Annotated in this window: 17 protein-coding genes; 11 read left to right on the forward strand and 6 right to left on the reverse strand. The window is 65.1% G+C overall.

From position 1 onward, the window contains the following. Positions 1 to 502: 502 nt before the first annotated feature. Together LO772_RS17040 and LO772_RS17045 are read right to left on the reverse strand one after the other, a co-directional pair. The gene (locus LO772_RS17040) at positions 503 to 1,798 is read right to left on the reverse strand and encodes a phthiocerol/phthiodiolone dimycocerosyl transferase family protein (protein ID WP_231779595.1); all 1,296 of its coding nucleotides are present in this window, start codon (positions 1,796 to 1,798) and stop codon (positions 503 to 505) included. A 5-nt stretch (positions 1,799 to 1,803) separates the two neighbouring features. Further along, complete coding sequence (locus tag LO772_RS17045; RefSeq protein WP_231779255.1) at positions 1,804 to 2,622, reverse strand: methyltransferase domain-containing protein; 819 nt, start codon at positions 2,620 to 2,622, stop codon at positions 1,804 to 1,806. Between the two features lie 387 nt (positions 2,623 to 3,009). On the opposite strand from LO772_RS17045, the gene LO772_RS17050 reads away from it, so the two are divergent. After that, entirely contained in the window at positions 3,010 to 3,396 is a 387-nt protein-coding gene (locus LO772_RS17050; protein ID WP_231779256.1) for a hypothetical protein, read from the forward strand. A gap of 90 nt (positions 3,397 to 3,486) precedes the next feature. On the opposite strand, the gene LO772_RS17055 is transcribed toward LO772_RS17050, so the two are convergent. After that, a complete protein-coding gene (locus LO772_RS17055; protein ID WP_231779257.1) occupies positions 3,487 to 3,777 on the reverse strand; it encodes a hypothetical protein in 291 nt (96 codons plus the stop codon). After that, positions 3,774 to 4,148 carry a DUF6247 family protein gene (locus tag LO772_RS17060; protein WP_231779258.1) on the reverse strand — a complete coding sequence of 125 codons (375 nt, stop codon included), beginning with the start codon at positions 4,146 to 4,148 and terminating at the stop codon, positions 3,774 to 3,776. Before LO772_RS17060 ends, LO772_RS17055 begins: the two co-directional genes overlap by 4 nt. A gap of 589 nt (positions 4,149 to 4,737) precedes the next feature. Here LO772_RS17060 and LO772_RS17065 point away from each other — a divergent pair. Both LO772_RS17065 and LO772_RS17070 read left to right on the forward strand, forming a co-directional pair. Beyond that, on the forward strand, positions 4,738 to 5,013 hold the full coding sequence (locus LO772_RS17065) for a hypothetical protein (protein ID WP_231779259.1): 276 nt from the start codon (positions 4,738 to 4,740) through the stop codon (positions 5,011 to 5,013). A gap of 89 nt (positions 5,014 to 5,102) precedes the next feature. Then, complete coding sequence (locus LO772_RS17070) at positions 5,103 to 5,786, forward strand: hypothetical protein (protein WP_231779260.1); 684 nt, start codon at positions 5,103 to 5,105, stop codon at positions 5,784 to 5,786. 260 nt (positions 5,787 to 6,046) lie between these two features. Here LO772_RS17070 and LO772_RS17075 read toward each other — a convergent pair whose 3' ends face one another. Next, positions 6,047 to 6,526: a hypothetical protein gene (locus tag LO772_RS17075; RefSeq protein WP_231779261.1), complete on the reverse strand. Its 480-nt coding sequence runs from the start codon at positions 6,524 to 6,526 to the stop codon at positions 6,047 to 6,049. A gap of 287 nt (positions 6,527 to 6,813) precedes the next feature. On the opposite strand from LO772_RS17075, the gene LO772_RS17080 reads away from it, so the two are divergent. Beyond that, positions 6,814 to 7,446, forward strand: a complete 633-nt coding sequence (locus LO772_RS17080; RefSeq protein ID WP_231779262.1) for a hypothetical protein — start codon at positions 6,814 to 6,816, stop codon at positions 7,444 to 7,446. Positions 7,447 to 7,684: 238 nt separating this feature from the next. Next, on the forward strand, positions 7,685 to 9,454 hold the full coding sequence (locus LO772_RS17085; protein ID WP_231779263.1) for a DUF4209 domain-containing protein: 1,770 nt from the start codon (positions 7,685 to 7,687) through the stop codon (positions 9,452 to 9,454). Positions 9,455 to 9,903: 449 nt separating this feature from the next. Here the strand turns inward: LO772_RS17085 and LO772_RS17090 are convergent, their stop codons facing one another. Beyond that, positions 9,904 to 11,001: a DUF1152 domain-containing protein gene (locus LO772_RS17090; protein WP_231779264.1), complete on the reverse strand. Its 1,098-nt coding sequence runs from the start codon at positions 10,999 to 11,001 to the stop codon at positions 9,904 to 9,906. A gap of 80 nt (positions 11,002 to 11,081) precedes the next feature. Here LO772_RS17090 and LO772_RS17095 point away from each other — a divergent pair, with 80 nt between their 5' ends. The 6 genes from LO772_RS17095 to LO772_RS17120 all read left to right on the forward strand — a co-directional run bounded on the left by LO772_RS17095 (position 11,082) and on the right by LO772_RS17120 (position 15,640). Then, positions 11,082 to 11,825 carry a GntR family transcriptional regulator gene (locus LO772_RS17095; protein WP_231779265.1) on the forward strand — a complete coding sequence of 248 codons (744 nt, stop codon included), beginning with the start codon at positions 11,082 to 11,084 and terminating at the stop codon, positions 11,823 to 11,825. Positions 11,826 to 12,108: 283 nt separating this feature from the next. Next, positions 12,109 to 12,543: an ATP-binding protein gene (locus tag LO772_RS17100; protein ID WP_231779266.1), complete on the forward strand. Its 435-nt coding sequence runs from the start codon at positions 12,109 to 12,111 to the stop codon at positions 12,541 to 12,543. A gap of 86 nt (positions 12,544 to 12,629) precedes the next feature. Beyond that, entirely contained in the window at positions 12,630 to 13,361 is a 732-nt protein-coding gene (locus LO772_RS17105) for a GntR family transcriptional regulator (protein ID WP_231779267.1), read from the forward strand. Between the two features lie 112 nt (positions 13,362 to 13,473). Beyond that, positions 13,474 to 13,872 carry a plasmid replication, integration and excision activator gene (locus tag LO772_RS17110; protein ID WP_231779268.1) on the forward strand — a complete coding sequence of 133 codons (399 nt, stop codon included), beginning with the start codon at positions 13,474 to 13,476 and terminating at the stop codon, positions 13,870 to 13,872. Positions 13,873 to 13,982: 110 nt separating this feature from the next. Continuing rightward, on the forward strand, positions 13,983 to 15,314 hold the full coding sequence (locus LO772_RS17115) for an FtsK/SpoIIIE domain-containing protein (protein WP_231779269.1): 1,332 nt from the start codon (positions 13,983 to 13,985) through the stop codon (positions 15,312 to 15,314). Further along, on the forward strand, positions 15,311 to 15,640 hold the full coding sequence (locus LO772_RS17120; RefSeq protein ID WP_231779270.1) for a hypothetical protein: 330 nt from the start codon (positions 15,311 to 15,313) through the stop codon (positions 15,638 to 15,640). The genes LO772_RS17115 and LO772_RS17120 overlap by 4 nt, the downstream gene beginning before the upstream one ends. Position 15,641 lies beyond the last annotated feature (1 nt).

Here is a 15,641-nt window from a genome sequence, read left to right on the forward strand (position 1 = left end):
GTTCGGACTCCCAGGGCTCTGGTCTCGTGCCCCGTTCGCGGGCGCTCGACCCGTTCGGGGCACGCCTTCCATGAGCGATGGTGACGAATATGCCGGGGTGGCTGGGCGGCCGGTGGTGTCGGTGCGGGTGCGGTACTTGGTGTGCCCGCAGCCGGACTGCCCGCGCCGTACGTTCCGTGAGCAGGTGCCAGGCCTCCTCCGACTGCCACCACCGTGGGCGTTGCCGGTCTCGACGGGCTCGGGGACTGCCGACGGCTCCTCCGGGAGTCCCGGAACCAGACCGCACAGGAACCTCGGCCTTCTCCACCGCTACCTCTCCCAAGGGCGGGACCGAAGGCGACCGCCGCCGTCCGGAACACGGCTGCCGAGGGTGGCACCGGCTCGCCTCCGTCCCCGCGTTCGGGGGCGCAACAGCCGTGTTGTTGCGCCCCCTTCGACCGCTTGAGTCATGTGTGGGGCAGTGACAGCCGATCCGGCGAGGTGGCCATGGCGCCGTGGGTTCTCACACGGGCGCCGCGGTGCCGACTCCGCGTGCGTCGTCGTGTTCGCCGGACGCGTGTTCGTGGAGGGAGACGGTCGTCTGGACCATGCCGCGCGTTCGTGCGGCGATGTCATCGATCTGGGCATCGGTATGGCAGGCACGGCTGAAGGCGATGTCCAGGCTGAGTCTCCCGTCGAATTGGCTGACCACCACGAAGGGCATGGGGATACGGGTCATGGGAAGAAGCCGGAAGTCCGTGACCACCTGGTTCCCCGGAAGAGTGGGAACCGGGATCGTTCCGAGATTGGTGACGGTGCAGGTCGGAGGCTGTCGCTCCACCATGTTCCGGAAGGTGGCCAAGCCGGCCAACTCCCTTTCGGCCGTCCCCGCATCAAGGTTCTCGCGCACCCGCGCCGACAGTTCCCGCCCCAGTTCGACGGGATCGGCGTCGTCGCCGACGACGAGTTCGATGGGCAACCCCGATGCCGCTGACTGCATGACCTCGGGGGGGATGGGCGGGTTCATCCTTCTGCGCATGTCCACCGCGACCCCGCACCCCACACGGACCGGACCGGTGGAGGGTTCGAGCAGGGGCCTCAGCGCGGCGACGACCACTCCGCAGACGAGGGAGTTGACGGACATCCGGTTGCGGTGGGCGATGTTCGCGAGCGCGGTCGTGCCCGCCGGGTCCACGGTGACGCGGGTCGCCCCGAATGTGGGGTCGGAGCCGGGGACTCCTTCCGGCGACAGCAGATTCGGGAGGCGCGCCGGGGGATACCGGGTTTCCGTTCCCGCTTGCTGTGCCGCGTAGTTGCGCAGGTCCGAAGCAGAATATTTGTGGCGGAGACTGTCCTCGATCGGCGGAGCCAGGATGGGGTGCACCGGCGTCGGCGTGACGGAGGATCCCGAGCACTCCGCCGCGTAGAGAGCCCAGAACCTCTTGTGCAGCGCGACGAGCCCCATGCCTTCCACACATGCCCTGGGCATCGTGCTGACGAGGAGGTGCTTCCTCTCCTCGGAGATCAGCGTCACGCGCAGCAAAGGCCCCTCGGACCAATCGGTCCGCACACTGAGTTCCGGCGCCAACGCGTCGGCCCGGTGGAGACGGACCACGGCGGCGGTCTCGGGGATGCGCATGCAGCCGCCCCCGTCCCGGAAGACGATCCTGCCGCCGATCAGCGGGTACACCTGGGCCAGGGCTTGAAGTGCACGCTCGACGGCCGACTCGTCGAGGTCCCCGTGCACCTCGCAGACGGTCACCACCCGCATATCGCCGGCGACCATCGCGATTTCGTGGGCGGACAGAGCGCGCTCCATCGTCGTCACGCCGTCTCCTCCTTGCGTGCGACCGCGAAGATGCGGCGGAACGGGAAGACCGTGCCGTACGGGGTGGCGGGGTACACCTCGCGCAGCCGGTCGAGGTAGTCGGCGAAGAACTCCTCCGCCGCCCCCGGTTCGTCGGCGAGGGCGTTCACCACGGGGCGCATCCCCGTTCCTCCGACCCAGCCGGCGAACGGGTCAGTCGTCGGCAGGACATGGGCGTACGTCGCCTCCCAGGCGTCCACCGCGAATCCCAGGCAGCCCAGGTGGTCCAGGTACTCGACCGGGGCCCACACTTTCGGGGACGGGGGGATCCCGGGCCCGAGCCGGTCGCGCCATCGGGGACCCGCGCACAGCTCACGGAGCGCGGTGTGGCTGGCGGCGGCGGCATTGTCGGGGACCTGGAAGGCGAAGACCCCGCCGATCGGCAGAGTTCGCGTCCACGCCTCGAAGCGGTACGGATGATCCGCCACCCACTGGATCGCGGCGCTGGAGATGACGAGGTCGAAGGGCTCGTCCGGGATCCATTCGGCGATGTCACCATGACGGAACTCCAGGAGGCCACCCCCTGCGGTCTGCCGCGCGAACTCCTCGGCCACGGCCAGGCTTTCGGCGCAGTTGTCGAACCCGGTGATATGGGCGTCGGGCCATCGCGCGGCCAGCAGCGCGGTGACGCTCCCGGTGCCGCAGCCGAGGTCGGCGATGCGGGCGGGACGGCCCGGCGGGTCCGGGACGCGGGCAAGGAGATCATGGAAGGGGCGGGTACGCGGGTCGCTGTCCTTCAGGGCTTGCAGGGGGTTCCAGGCCGTGCTGGAGTGCATGAAGACACCTCAGAAATCGGGGAGTTGCAACAGAAGGCGGAGTGCTGTGGAAGTGGGTCGTTCCGGGCTTCCATTGCCTTTGCCTGCCATGTCGGCGCGAGCCCGGCCCCTCCGTGTGGCGGGAACCGGCGTCGTCTGAGCCCAGACGGCGATGTCGTACGCCGGTGCACCTGGTAGGCAAGGGAGGCCGGCTGCTTCCGCCTGCCCCTGGGTGGCGCCATCCGCTGTCCGTGTGCGGGTACGCGCATACGAGCCTTCTTCCACAGCCGACCGACGCGGCTTGCACGGCAAGGCTGCCCTGGGCCAACGAACGCGCCGCAGTTGGTGGCGCAGAAACCACCCTTACGGCCTATACAGCGCCACTCGGGAGAGTGCGGGATACACCGCATGTCCGGGGCGATATACGGCCCGCCCGCAGAGCGGGGCGACCGCCTCAACGCCGAACGGATCGCCCGGCATGGCGGGAAGCGCGGCGGCAAGACCAAGAAGAGCAAGGACAGCAAGGACAGCAAGGCAGCCAAGGCAGCCAAGGCGGCCAAGGCGGCCAACAAGCGCAGCAAGCCCAAGCGTTCGGACACTCATCTGGCACGAAACGCTGAGAGAGGCCTGGACAACAACGAACCCCAGGTCTCTGACCCGGGGTTTCTCTGTGGAGCGGGCGACGAGAATCGAACTCGCGCTCTGAGTTTGGGAATCACCGCACAACCAGATCGTTCGCAGGGCCTGACCAGCGGAAAAGCCTTTTCGTCATCAAGACCGAGCAATCGATCCTGACTGCGCCTGACCGTCGCTCTCGACCCTTCTGGCACGGATCTGGCACGGGGTTGATCATCGCGGGGACACAGGGAGTTGGCACCCAGCGCGCTAGAGATCAGTGAACGGGGGGATTACTCGCGTGACCGCGATCAACTGCAGGCGGGGCAGCGGCAGCGCGTAGAACCAGCCATCGGCGAGCAGAGGGATTCGACGTACACCGCCCGGTACGCCGCGCCGTGCACCTTCTCCGAGGTCCGTCACGTCGATGCCCACCTGTGCCAGCGCGACCATCTCACCTGCGAGACGCTCGACCTCGGCAACCACATGGGGCGGTAAGCCCGCGACGACGTGTTCGGCGTCGGGATCGTACTCCCAGCGCCATTCATGCTGGTCGCTCACACCGCGTCCTGACGCTCGACACCGGCCTCGGCGCAAGCCTGGTCCAGGATTCGACCGATCTCGCCCGCGAGTTCACGAGCCTCGTCGATGTCGTCCACCTCAGCCGCGCGGGCTTCCAGCGCTCTGAGCCGGGCCGCACGTTCCGGATGGCGCTCGACAGCGACGTACACAGCCCATTGCCCCGCGAAACGCCGCATGGGTGCGGCACTCACCTGTTCACGGGCCTGCCGGAGCGCGGCCGCGCGCTCAGCATCGAACGTCCCCAATGCATCCGGGGCGACCACAGCAAGCGCGGCGCGCAGATCTTCCGGGGTACTTGCCGGCTGCGCGATGCGGTACACAGGATTCGGCCCGTCGGGCTGTGTGGTCATCGCGGTCTCCAGTGAGCATCGGTGCATCCGCTGCGCGACCTACGGTACGGCCTCGGCCAAGGCGCCCGCACCGGCAATGCCAGAAGACCGACGGGCACGCTACCGGCACCGAGCGCCTGCATGAACCGAACAACACAAAGGCCCAGGTCTCTGACCTGGGCCTTAATCACAAGAGCGGGCGACGAGAATCGAACTCGCGCTCTGAGCTTGGGAATCCGGGACGCGATCAAGCCAATATGCCATCTGACCTGGCCCTTAGCATAAAATGATCAAGTCAGACCCGGTGATCCAGAACCATCCTTGACCGCCGCTGACCGACCGTTCTGGCACGCATCTGGCACGGCCACCTCCCACGGGCACTACGACGCGTCTGGCACCGAGGGACTCGTACGAACCTCCTCGCTCAGCGCCTGTTTGGATCGCCGCGCGCTGTGCTGCGTGTGGTCAGCTCTGGTCAGGTACATCTCCGGGGTTGCCTGCGACCGCAGCGCGGTGTTCCTGCCCGTTGATGTCGGGTTTGCGGGCTCATGGCCATCGGACCGGGAGCGACTTGAGGTACTAGGGTACCTTGGGAGGGGAGGTGGGAATCATGACCACAGCTTCGAAGCCACCCCGGCAGGCGCCGCTCAAGGTGGACCTGGCGACGGACAAGTTGATCAGCCAGGGGGCGCACTTCCTAGGCTTGACGAAGAAGGACCTGGTCGCTGAGGCGGTACGGGTTTATCTGGATCAGCGGCGTGAGGATTTGCGCGAGGGAATGGTGGAGGCGCTCAGTGTCCTGGACGGCTCTCTGAAGTCGGACGTCATGCTCTTGACCGGCCTGACAGCGGAGGAGATCGACGCGGTTGGGGGAATCGACGAATGACTGGCCCGGCCGCGATGCGGCCCTCCAGGCCAACGCTGCGATGCCTTCGCGATGACCTCGGACTCCCCGTACCGGCAGTGAATTACCCCTTGGACGAGATCGAGCACCCGATCCTGGCAAAGACCGCCGAGCAGTTCACTGCGGAGGATGCCAAGCATGAGCGCATCCGTGCCATCGACGACCGGGTGTTATTCAAGGTGAAGGTCCAGCGCTGGCGCGGGGCGGTCTGGGTGGACGCCGACCTTCCATGGCTGGTAGCAGCCGGCCGTCGCGAGGACGGCTCAGCTGACGACTTCTACGCCGCGCTCGAAGCCGACGGCAAGGCCGCCCGAACCCGCTACAACGCCGACAACGCCAACGCGCTGACGTCCGCCACGTACACCGCCCACCTACTCCCCGCTCGCGAGGACCACGTTCGCTATCGCGCTGAAGCGGGAGTCCGTTTCGTCCGGCAGCTCCGGACCACGGTTCTTACCCTGAGCCGTTCCACCCTCCGGGACGGCCAAGAGCACACGGTGGATTTCGACACCTTCACCGTGGGCCTCCAGGTCCGCGCCGACGATGGCCACGAAACCTACCTCGCGGTGCGGATCACAGGTTCGGTCCCACAGAGCCTGACCACATTGATCCTACGCAACGTCCCCGGCTGCGAAGCCGATGGCTGGTACCCCGAATACGCCCTGCCAGAACGGGACTTGCTCCCCGCCGAACAAGCCTGGTCCAACCTGATGGACCCTCGAGAGGCCGCCCGAATCCTTAACACAGATCCGTAGCCACCGAAAACAAACAAGGCCCGGGTCTCTGACCTGGGCCTTTACCGTGGAGCGGGCGACGAGAATCGAACTCGCGCTCTGAGCTTGGGAATCACCGCAGCGATCAAGCCAAACCTGCCACTGACCTGCGTAAACTCTCTTCAAACGATCTTCATTCCGCAGGATCGCGGGCCGCGTCTGACCGCGGTTTACCGCCCTTTCGGGCACGCTAAGGGCACGTAGCTGATCGACCGCTCCAGCAGTGCGAGGGACCTAGCGGATCACTCAACGACGTTCGCCCAGGGCTCTGGTGATGTGACGCGGTTATCCTCGCTGCGCCTGAAAAGGTAGTAACCAACCGTTTCACCCTTGGTTGCTACGTTTTGACCCGATGAAAGAAACTTGTCGCGGCTCTGCTGACCCTGTTCAACGAAGACGAACGAGCCATTCACAAGCTCCCAGCCCTCGCGGCAGACCGCATTGACGACCTCAAGCGGGTCGCTGGTCGTCTGTGAGGTCGCGCTACCCACCATCGGCACGATGATCGCCTGTTGACTCATCACGCTGAACGAGTACTGATACACCAAATCACCACGCTCAAAGGAGGTCCGGGCGCACCCGACTGGGGTGGCAAAGAAAGCTTGGCGATCGCGCTCCATCTTTTCGACCAACCGCTGCGCCTCGGCCGCCTGGCGCTGCCGCTCCTTCTCAGCTGCTACCCGGGCTTGCTCCTCCGGCGTCTTCCGCTGAATCAGCGCCATGCTGGGCCCCCTGGCTCGTCGGATGTGTCGGTACGTACCTACGCGGTCCGAAGGTACGCGGAACCTGCGTCCGGCGTCTGGTGAACGGCCTTTCTGTACACGGCTCCGGAGTGTGGAGGCGTGTGCGGGTGTTTCGGCAGTTCAGAGTCATGTTCGTGACCATCGGCAGAAAGGTCACACGCTGCCCATACCGCAGAGTGCGACGCGGCCGTCGCGTTCGACAGTAGGTCGACTACCGCTTGCTGACGGCCTTGTCATGTCCCGGGTCGGCGCAGAAGATGAGAACTGTGAGTGCCTGGGGGGACTTTGGGATTCAGGCGGCCGGCGCGCTGCTGGGTACGCTTGCAGGTGGCGCGATCTCGGTTCTCGTGGCGCGGTGGCAGACGTTGAGGACGCTTGATGCACAGTCGCAGCTTGCGGCTGCCCAAGAGCGTTCGGCTTCGGAGTTGGCCCGATTGGAGCGGGAGCGCGAGCGGATCACGGTTGCGGCAAGCGCGCTGCTTGAGCGTCTGGCTGACCTTAAAGCGGATCTTCCTTCGGTACCGGAAATTGACGAAGAAACGCCGAGGTTCGCCCGTGCAGCATTGGAGCGCTGCGGTATGGCGATGCAGTCCGTACGCCGCGGAATGCATACGGAGCTTATGGCGATTTCTTCGCCTGAAGTTCGGGAACGTTACCGGATGCTGGTGAAGCTGACGTACGACGTTGCGTGGCGGGGCGTAGGACGGGGAAACCGCGAACGTCAGATTTGGGATATTGGTAACTACCTTCGCTATGTTGGGCATTCACTTGAATGCCTCATCGAAGGCCGAGACATTCCACCGCACGCCGAGCCACCCGTACTCGATCGGTCCGGGGCTGAGGCATGGCTGCCACCGTTTCCGGTGCCGTACTGGGACGATCCAGCAGACGGGAGCTGACGGGTATGGCTCACTGTGCTGCGTCAGTGGCTGACGGATCGTCATCACGGAACCCGTCACGGTATTCCAGAGTCCGGGCGGCATGTCGTGCGTCCCGCACACAGAACCTGATGATCATATTCGGAAGCCCTCCTGATCAAGGCTGAACCCTTGCGGCAAGGAACTGATCAGATCTGGTCATTGCATCTCGGGCGGAAACTGGGTGGAACTCGGTTGCTGTGTAGGACATGCTGTCAGCATGACATATTCAGATGCGGATCTTAGTCTCGCAATCGCTTCGATTGATTCAGCAGTGGCTGGGAAACCAAAATTCGAGGCACAGCGGGCGGTTTGGGAGATTTTTCCGATCGTATTCGATTCAGATACATCGGACTTGGAAGATAAAAATTCTTCTTTGGGTACAGCAATTTCTTGGGCATTCGCTTACAAAATCTCTGTTGGGGAGGTTAACGGGAAGCCGCGATGCTCCGTCGAAGCACATTACACAGCCGCTAGCGGAGAAATCACCCCACCTCCCCCAAGGAGTGTCGCCGACGAAATTAAGCGCATATGGGCCACGGTTGCCACGGAATCAGGAACCAGTTTTGTACGAGCCCGGGCTTACCACCTATTGTTCGAGGCAAAGATACGGCCTGTCGTTGATAATGCCCGAAGGGCGTGCGAAAACTACATCGATACGGCTTTGGGCTGGGAGATCGGACTGGATCGAACTAGGTATCTTAATATTGCGCTTCGACTTGCGCGCGCTATTTCCGCACGCGATCTCGTCGCACATGTCACCGGGCTGATGGTACAGGATATTGGCCATTGCGTTGAAAATCCCGGCTATGGTCCTGGAATCAGCCTTCCGCTGATCAATGCCTTGAATGCAGAGCGCCCATCTCCTAAAATGCTCGACGCACTCCTTGAGCAAGCGTACGCGCGGTACGAGGACCCGTTCATCCGGGATGAGATTGTTCAGCTTCAGATCCAACGTGCTGATGCCGATGACGTGAGGCGACTTCATCAGGAAAAACTTGTAAGCGTATGGCGCAATGCTGCCGAAGGGGCCGATGGCATAGTCAGGGCCTCGCACCTTCAGACGGCCCTGGAACGAGCCGAACAAACTCAGCAGCGGGACCTGATACAGCGCGCAGCATCCGAGCTTCAGAGTATCCGCAACGAGGACCTGGAACTTCAGACCTTCCGTGCATCTATCCAGCGTGATCCGTCGGAGATTGATCGACTGCTCAGGCCGATAACAACAGCGTCTGACTGGTCGGAGGCACTTGGACTCTTCTGTCTGGCCTACGGGCCAGCCACCGGGGATGTAAACGCCAATAGAGCCACCGCAACTCGAAATCAACAAGAGTTTGTTTTCTTGAGCCTGTTGGATACTCAGCTCTTGGGCGGCGACGGGCTACCCAGCTTCGCGCCACAGTCGGACGATGATCGCGCCGAAATGAGGCTGGCTCAACAAGAGACGCATAACCTTCAAGCGACGGGCCCTTTCCTGGCGCTCGCCCTGTCGACTCTAGCGCGGACTCACGGAATTCCGTCCGAAGATTCCATGACCGAATTCTTTGCCCAACATGCACTGGTCGACGAGGACCTTGCCGGTGCAATTGCCAGGTCTTTCACGCGATTCTGGGTCGGAGATTTTGAGGCTGCCGGGTTTACCGCCGCCCCCAGAATTGAGACGCTGGCGAGAAACCTTCTCATCAGTTCCAACGTCGGCATATATCGCTTGCAGCGAAATGAAAAGCCTGGGCAGTATCCAGGTTTGGGGTTTCTGCTCGGCGCACTGTTGGAAACGGGCTTGGACGAATCGTGGTATCGATGTCTTTATACCGTGTGCGCCAACCCGGCCGGAGGATGGAATGTTCGAAACGAAATCTCGCACGGATTCGTTGACAACGTCCCGTCAGCCGTTGCGGCGGTTCTTCTTCAGGCGCTCATGTATTTGTGGCTATTGGCTCCTGCTGACGATGAGGAAAATTACGGGTCATCGGATGATACAACCAAATAATTGAGGACCGGGGGTCGGATCTTAAGTTGGCACTTCACGAATTACTGACGTGCGCTGACTTCGGACGCTTTGCCTTGCCCGGCCGGGGCCACGCCGTGACCGGCGGCCACGCCGCACGCGCGGCGGGGCCCCGGCCGGGCGGTTGCGCGTGCCCGCTTGCGGGCGCGCGCCCTTGATCCAGTAGAGATTAATTCGGCAGTTGATCAGCGCTCGAAGCTCCACCACACGCGGGTGAGTGGCAGGCAAGCCGCGACCGGGGGCACCCAAGTCCGGAAGGCAAAGCGAGCGGGCAGGCGTCGTCACGAACCGCGTAGGGGGATCGGGGGAAGGACGGAACTTCCCCCGGATCGGCCGAAGGTCGATCGGCGCGGTACGCGTCCACGGACCCGCAACGTCGTTTCGTCGAACGTCGGGCGGCGCCTGGGAATTCGGCAGTGCTTGTTCGGTGGTCAGGCCCCGCGTGGGGACGTGGGCCAGATCAGCGAAGTGCCCGTGAGCTCCTGGTCATTGGTGAGCCGTCCGCGTATATCTGTGAGTGCGGCTTGGGTGAGGTTCAGGGCCTCGGCGATGCGGCGGAAGGTGGCGTAGTCGCTGCCTCGGGCGGCGGCTTCGGCCAGGAACGTTGACAGGGCGGCGTCGACGTCCCTCGCGGTGCTGTCGTCGGCGGGTTGGTGGGTGCCAAGCCACGTGGCTTTGTTGCGTTCGTGGTCAAGCTCGCTGAAACCGCAGACGTCCCGGGTGACTTTCTCGGCCCCGGGAAGGCTGGTGCTGCCGATGAGGCGGCGGGACAGCTCGTTGATCTCCAGGGCGTCGTCAAGGTCGACGCGGTAGGCGTTGGCGCTTGCGTCGGTGAGCCGGACCGGTAGGCCAGCCTCGCGTACCTCGCACGTGCCGCGGACGCCGTGAGCTGCTGCGGCGAGTAGGGCGGTTGCCTCGGACGGGTGCCACTCGAACACGGGCAGGAACGGCGATGCGTGTTCGGCAGTGATCTGGAACGCGGGGGCGCCGAGTCGGGCGAGTAGGTCGGGTTCGGAGAGTTCGCCGTCCAAGCCGGGGCCCGCGACGACCACGGTGGTGGGCACTTCGGCATCGGCGCATGCGGCGAGTGTCAGGGCGTCGGCGAGTGGGCTGCGCAAGCCGGGTTCGTCGCCGCGGGCGAGTGCGTCGCCTCCGACATCGATGATGTCGATTCGGTCGGCCCCGGTGTAGCGGATCGCCGCGTTGATTTGGGCGGTCATGCCGACCGCTCCGGCGTACGGGTCGAGTAGCGCAACCCCGGGCCGTACTGCTGCCGAGAGTTGCGGGAGCGTGGAGCCGACGGGCGGGACCGGGCGCGTATCGGGGCGGAAGACGAGAACGTCGGGCGCGGCCTGGTGAAGGTTGGTGAAGTTGTCGGCTCGGCGGGGGCCCGGTAGGGGGTCGATCATCAAGCGGTCCCACGCGTAGGTGAGGATCAACGCTGGTTCGTTGCCGTGCTGGGCCGCGTGGAGCATTGCGGCGGCGAGTGCGTCGCCTCCTCCCCCGGCAGCAACCATGAGCCGCTTCACGCCGGACAGCCTATGGGGTGGCCTTGGTCTTCGTCCTATAGTGGCCAGTGGTAATAGCCACTTTAGAAAGGGTCGGTCCCGTGCCGGAGATTCAGGAGACCTTGCCCAAGTACCTTCAGATTGCGAACTTCCTTCGTGATCAGATCTTGCGTGGTGACCTGCATCCGGGCGATGAAGTCCCGTCCGAGCGTGCGTTGGTGACGCAGTGGAACGTCTCGCGTCCGACTGCGGCCCGTGCGCTGGACGCGCTGCGGCAACAGGGCCTCGTCGAGAAGCGGCAGGGGTCCGGCACGTATGTGACTGATGTTCAGATCCACCGTCGGGCACGCGAGCGGTACGGACGGGCGCGGCAGCTCGGGAAGATCTACGCCCCGGGTGAGTACGCGGTGATCTCGTCCACGGGGATGGTGGATGCGCCGGATTACGTCGTGCGGGGTCTCGGGCTCTCGCAGGATGTCCGGCAGGCGATCCACCGTCGCAGGGTGACGAACAACGAGGGTGGTCCGGTTGAGGTGTCGACGTCGTGGTTCGCGCCGGGCCTGGCGGAGTCGGCTCCGCTGCTGCTGATCCCGGAGCGCATCCGGCAGGGAACCCTGGCGTACGTCGAGGATGTGACGGGTCGTCGGGGGATGTACGGCGAGGACCGGGTGTGTGCCCGGCTGGCGAGCGGCCAGGAAGCGTCCGAGCTCGGCATGGAACAGCCGGCGGCCGTGATGGTCGTCCGGCACACGGTGTACGACGAAGCGGACCGGCCCTTGGAGTTCGCGGAAGCCGTGTATCCGCAAGGGCGTTGGGCGTTCGAACGTGAGTACCCCTTGGGCTGATCCTTTCGGTTGCCACTCCCCCATGCCGCTTGCACTTTCAAGTGGCCAATGCCACTATCCAGTAAGTGGCTAATGCCACTTGGAGTGAAGGGGGCACGGGGGATGACCTCGAACCATGCGCACGGCGACGGTGAGCGGTTTTGTCCGCAGTGCCGCGGGCGGGGTTGGAAGCACGTAGGCGCGCGGGGCGACGCGGCTCGGTCTGCTGCGGACACGCGCGCGACCGAGACACGAAAACGCCGGTGCCTCCACTGCGACGGCACCGGCCGAGAGGGCGTGTGACGTGATCGTTCCGCATCTGCTGACCGCACCGACTCCGACGGCCCGGCTCGTCGGGGGGATGCTGCTTCCGCCCGTTCCGGAAGCGGCCGGCCGGGCGCGCTGGGAACTGGCCATGCTGCTCAAGGAGTTGCGCTCCTGGTACGACCCCTCCGACTGTCTGCTCATGCTCTCGGAGCTGGTGAGCAACGCCGTCAAGCATGCGAACTTCGATGGGTTCTGGGTGATCCACGTCGCGTGCTGGTGCGACGGCGACATGTTCCGGGTTGAGGTATACAACCCGGGGACCGGGAAACCGGCTGTTCAGAGTCCGGGGCCCGACGACACGAACGGGCGGGGCCTCCTGCTAGTCGAAGCGTCGTCCCACAGTTGGGGGACCGCCTCGACGTCGGAAGGCACGATGGTCTGGTTCAGCGTGCGCCTGCCCGAAGACTCGTAGCGTCTTAGCCGCACTTGAAAGCCGAGAGACACGGTGGGACTCTTGGCATGTCAACCATATGACAGGTCAAGTAGGGGTCAACCATCATGCCGTATGAGGTGCCGCAACCGAAGTATGTGCGCCTCGTTCAGGCTCTCCAAGCTCAGATCGAGGATGGCACCTACCCGCCCGGCTCGATGCTGCCGAGCGAACACCAGCTCGTCGCGGCTTTCTCGATGTCTCGGCCGACTGTCGTTCGGGCGCTTCAGATCCTGCGTCACGATGGGTGGATTGAGTCGCAGCAAGGGCGCGGGACGTTCGTCCGCGGGCGTCCGGCGGCAACAGAACCGGTCGCGCATTCTCGTCGGGGCCTCGACGTCGTCACACGCGCCGAGGACTCGTCTCCCGGCGAGTTGATCGCGGCTACGGCGGTAAAGCTGCCCAAGCACATCGCCGCTGTGCTCGGCGTTCCGTCGGGGGCGAAAGCGCTGCTGCGTCGGTGGATTGCGCGTGACGAGGATGGGCCAACGGAATTGGTCTCCTCGTACTTCCCCCTGGAACTCGTGGACCGGACTGACCTCGCGTCCGCGCACCCGTTGGCCGGCGGCCTGCTCAAGCACCTTGAGGAACGCGGCGTGGTCATCGACCGCATCACGGAGCGCATTTGCGCGCGGGCGGCGACCGACGAGGAAACCGAACTGCTCGAACTGCCCGCCGGCGTTCCGGTGCTTGGCCTGGTCGTGACCAGTTCCGATGCCTCCGGGCGAGCCTGGCATGTCGCGGAAGTGGCCATGCCGGGGGACCGGGGCGAACTGGAAGACAGCTACTCGGTGCGCTGATGTCGGCCCTTGATGGCCGGTGTGTAGCGCGGAAGTGACTTGACAAGTCAACCTAGCAACCTTACGGTCGAATCTCACTTGATAAGTCAACCTAGCAAGGGGTGATCGAGTCATGGCGCTCAAGGGTGCGATTCCGGTGGCGTTCGGGGACGTGTTCCCGGCGGGTGCGTTCGCGACGAAGGTTGAGATGGTCGCGGACTTCGACGCCTCGAAGGGCGGTTCGCGGGTTCAGGCGCGGGACAAGATGACCGGCCTTCCGATGTGGGCCGTGACCGTGACCGACCCGGACCCGGACGCACGGGACACGTCGGCCAAGGTCAAGGTTCCGGCGGCCACCGAACCGGTGCTGCCGGACGCGCTGCCCGGTCTGCCGTTCCGGCCGGTGGAGTTCGAGGGTCTGACGGTGACGCCGTACGTCAACAGCTCGAACCGTCTCGCGTACTCGTTCAAGGCGACGGGCCTTCGCGCGCCGTCGGGTGCGCCGGTCAAGCCGGCGGCCAAAACGGGCTGACTGCCCAGAACTTCATGTGTGGTCCCGGTGCCGCGGACTTTGGCGGGTCAAGGCACCGGGACCGCCCCCTCTCCCTGATCGGACGACCTTTCGAAGGGGCGTTGTTCATCATGTCAAGCTCTCGGGGGCTGGACTGGCGCACGGTCGCGTACATCGCGGGCGGCCTGGTCCTCCTCTACACCCTGGCCGAAGCGCAGTTCGGTCCGGCCGGTTCGTTCCTGGTCGCGGCGGGTCTCATCGTGGGCTTGGTCGCGGTCGTCTGGTGGTGGTTCTTCTCGTTCGCGGGCCACGTGCGGCGCGGATGGCCGCTGCTCGCGAAAGCGATCGGGCTGTGGCAACAGGACCCGATCAAGCGCATCAATGAGGAGTTCTCGTACGCCTGGCCGAGCATCACGCGGGTCAAGCGTGTTGCGGGCGGGTTCGTGGTCCGGGTGCGGCTGCTGCCCGGACAGACTCCGGGGGACGTCGGCGATCACGTCGAAGGGATCGCGCACGCGTGGCGCGTCTTTCGAGTCGACGCGTCGTCTCCGGCGCGCGGGGTCGTCGACCTGCGGGCATGGGTCGCGGATCCGCTCGACAAGCCCTTTGGTCCGACGACGTTGGCCATGCCGGGCCTGCGGGACGTCGACAGCAAGCCGGAAGCGGTCCCGGTGCCGGACCCGTGGGCGCCGACGTACGACTCTGTCGAGCTGGGGCGGTGTGACGACGGTTCGCCGTGGGTGCTGCGGCTTCACGGGACTCACGTTTTGGTGGCGGGCGTCACCGGGGCCGGCAAGGGATCCATCCTCTGGGGCGTCACCCGCGGACTCCTCCCGACGGCTCGTGCCGGGTTGGTCGAACTGTGGGCGTGCGATCCGAAGCGGATGGAACTGTCGTACGGGCGGGCGCTGTTCCAGCGGTACAGCTCGGATCCGGCCGAGATGGTCGAGATGCTGGAAGACGCCGTGGCGGAGATGTCCGCGCGGGCGGACCGGTTCGCGGGCAAGGTCCGCAAGCACGAACCGACGCCTGACTGCCCGTTCATCGTGGTCATGGTCGACGAACTCGCGTTCCTGACGGCGTACCAGCCGGATCGGGACCTGCGGAAGCGCGCTGATGCGGCGTTGGCGACGCTGACGAGTCAGGGCCGGTCGGTCGGGTTCTGCGTCCTCGGCGCGCTCCAGGACCCCCGCAAAGAGGTCATGAACATCCGGAACCTGTTCCCGGACCGGATCGCGCTGCGACTCGATGAGCCCACCCAAGTGGACATGGTCCTGGGCAACGGCGCACGGGACCGCGGGGCCACCGCTGACCTGATCTCCCCCGTTCCCGAACTCGGCGCGGGCGTCGGGTTCGTCAAGCGCGAGACACAGCCCGAACCGGTCCGCGTCCGGGCGGCGTACGTCTCCGACGCGGACATTGACGCCCTGGTGCGTGACTTCCCGTCGGGTGGTGCGGCATGAGCGAGCGGATCGACATGCGGGGCGGGGCGAACGTCATGCGCTGTTTCGCGGACTTCATCTCAGCTCGGCCGGGCCTGCCCGAAGCGGCGGCGGTACAGGTGGTCTGGTCCTTCATCGCTCGGGCGTGGGAAATCCGGGTGCAACTGGAGGGCGACGCGGCCGGGAACGTCGAGCGCTGGGCCGTCGCGCTCGATGACCCGGTGATCACCTCGGAGACGAAGGAACGCGGCTGCGCTGGCCGTTACGTGCGCCATCAGGTCGACGGGACCGCGCACGGACACCCGGTCAACGTGTGGACGCACCTGCCGTTTGGGGGCGAACGTTGAC

It is taken from the genome of Yinghuangia sp. ASG 101 (assembly GCF_021165735.1).
GTDB lineage: Bacteria > Actinomycetota > Actinomycetes > Streptomycetales > Streptomycetaceae > Yinghuangia.

Excerpts from the sequence above, each read along its gene's own strand:
- LO772_RS17040 (WP_231779595.1), bottom strand. The coding sequence starts at position 1,798 with ATGGAGCGCGCTCTGTCCGCCCACGAAATCGCGATGGTCGCCGGCGAT.
- LO772_RS17045 (WP_231779255.1), bottom strand. The coding sequence starts at position 2,622 with ATGCACTCCAGCACGGCCTGGAACCCCCTGCAAGCCCTGAAGGACAGC.
- LO772_RS17050 (WP_231779256.1), top strand. The coding sequence starts at position 3,010 with ATGTCCGGGGCGATATACGGCCCGCCCGCAGAGCGGGGCGACCGCCTC.
- LO772_RS17060 (WP_231779258.1), bottom strand. The coding sequence starts at position 4,148 with ATGACCACACAGCCCGACGGGCCGAATCCTGTGTACCGCATCGCGCAG.
- LO772_RS17065 (WP_231779259.1), top strand. The coding sequence starts at position 4,738 with ATGACCACAGCTTCGAAGCCACCCCGGCAGGCGCCGCTCAAGGTGGAC.
- LO772_RS17075 (WP_231779261.1), bottom strand. The coding sequence starts at position 6,526 with ATGGCGCTGATTCAGCGGAAGACGCCGGAGGAGCAAGCCCGGGTAGCA.
- LO772_RS17085 (WP_231779263.1), top strand. The coding sequence starts at position 7,685 with ATGACATATTCAGATGCGGATCTTAGTCTCGCAATCGCTTCGATTGAT.
- LO772_RS17105 (WP_231779267.1), top strand. The coding sequence starts at position 12,630 with ATGCCGTATGAGGTGCCGCAACCGAAGTATGTGCGCCTCGTTCAGGCT.
- LO772_RS17110 (WP_231779268.1), top strand. The coding sequence starts at position 13,474 with ATGGCGCTCAAGGGTGCGATTCCGGTGGCGTTCGGGGACGTGTTCCCG.
- LO772_RS17115 (WP_231779269.1), top strand. The coding sequence starts at position 13,983 with ATGTCAAGCTCTCGGGGGCTGGACTGGCGCACGGTCGCGTACATCGCG.
- LO772_RS17120 (WP_231779270.1), top strand. The coding sequence starts at position 15,311 with ATGAGCGAGCGGATCGACATGCGGGGCGGGGCGAACGTCATGCGCTGT.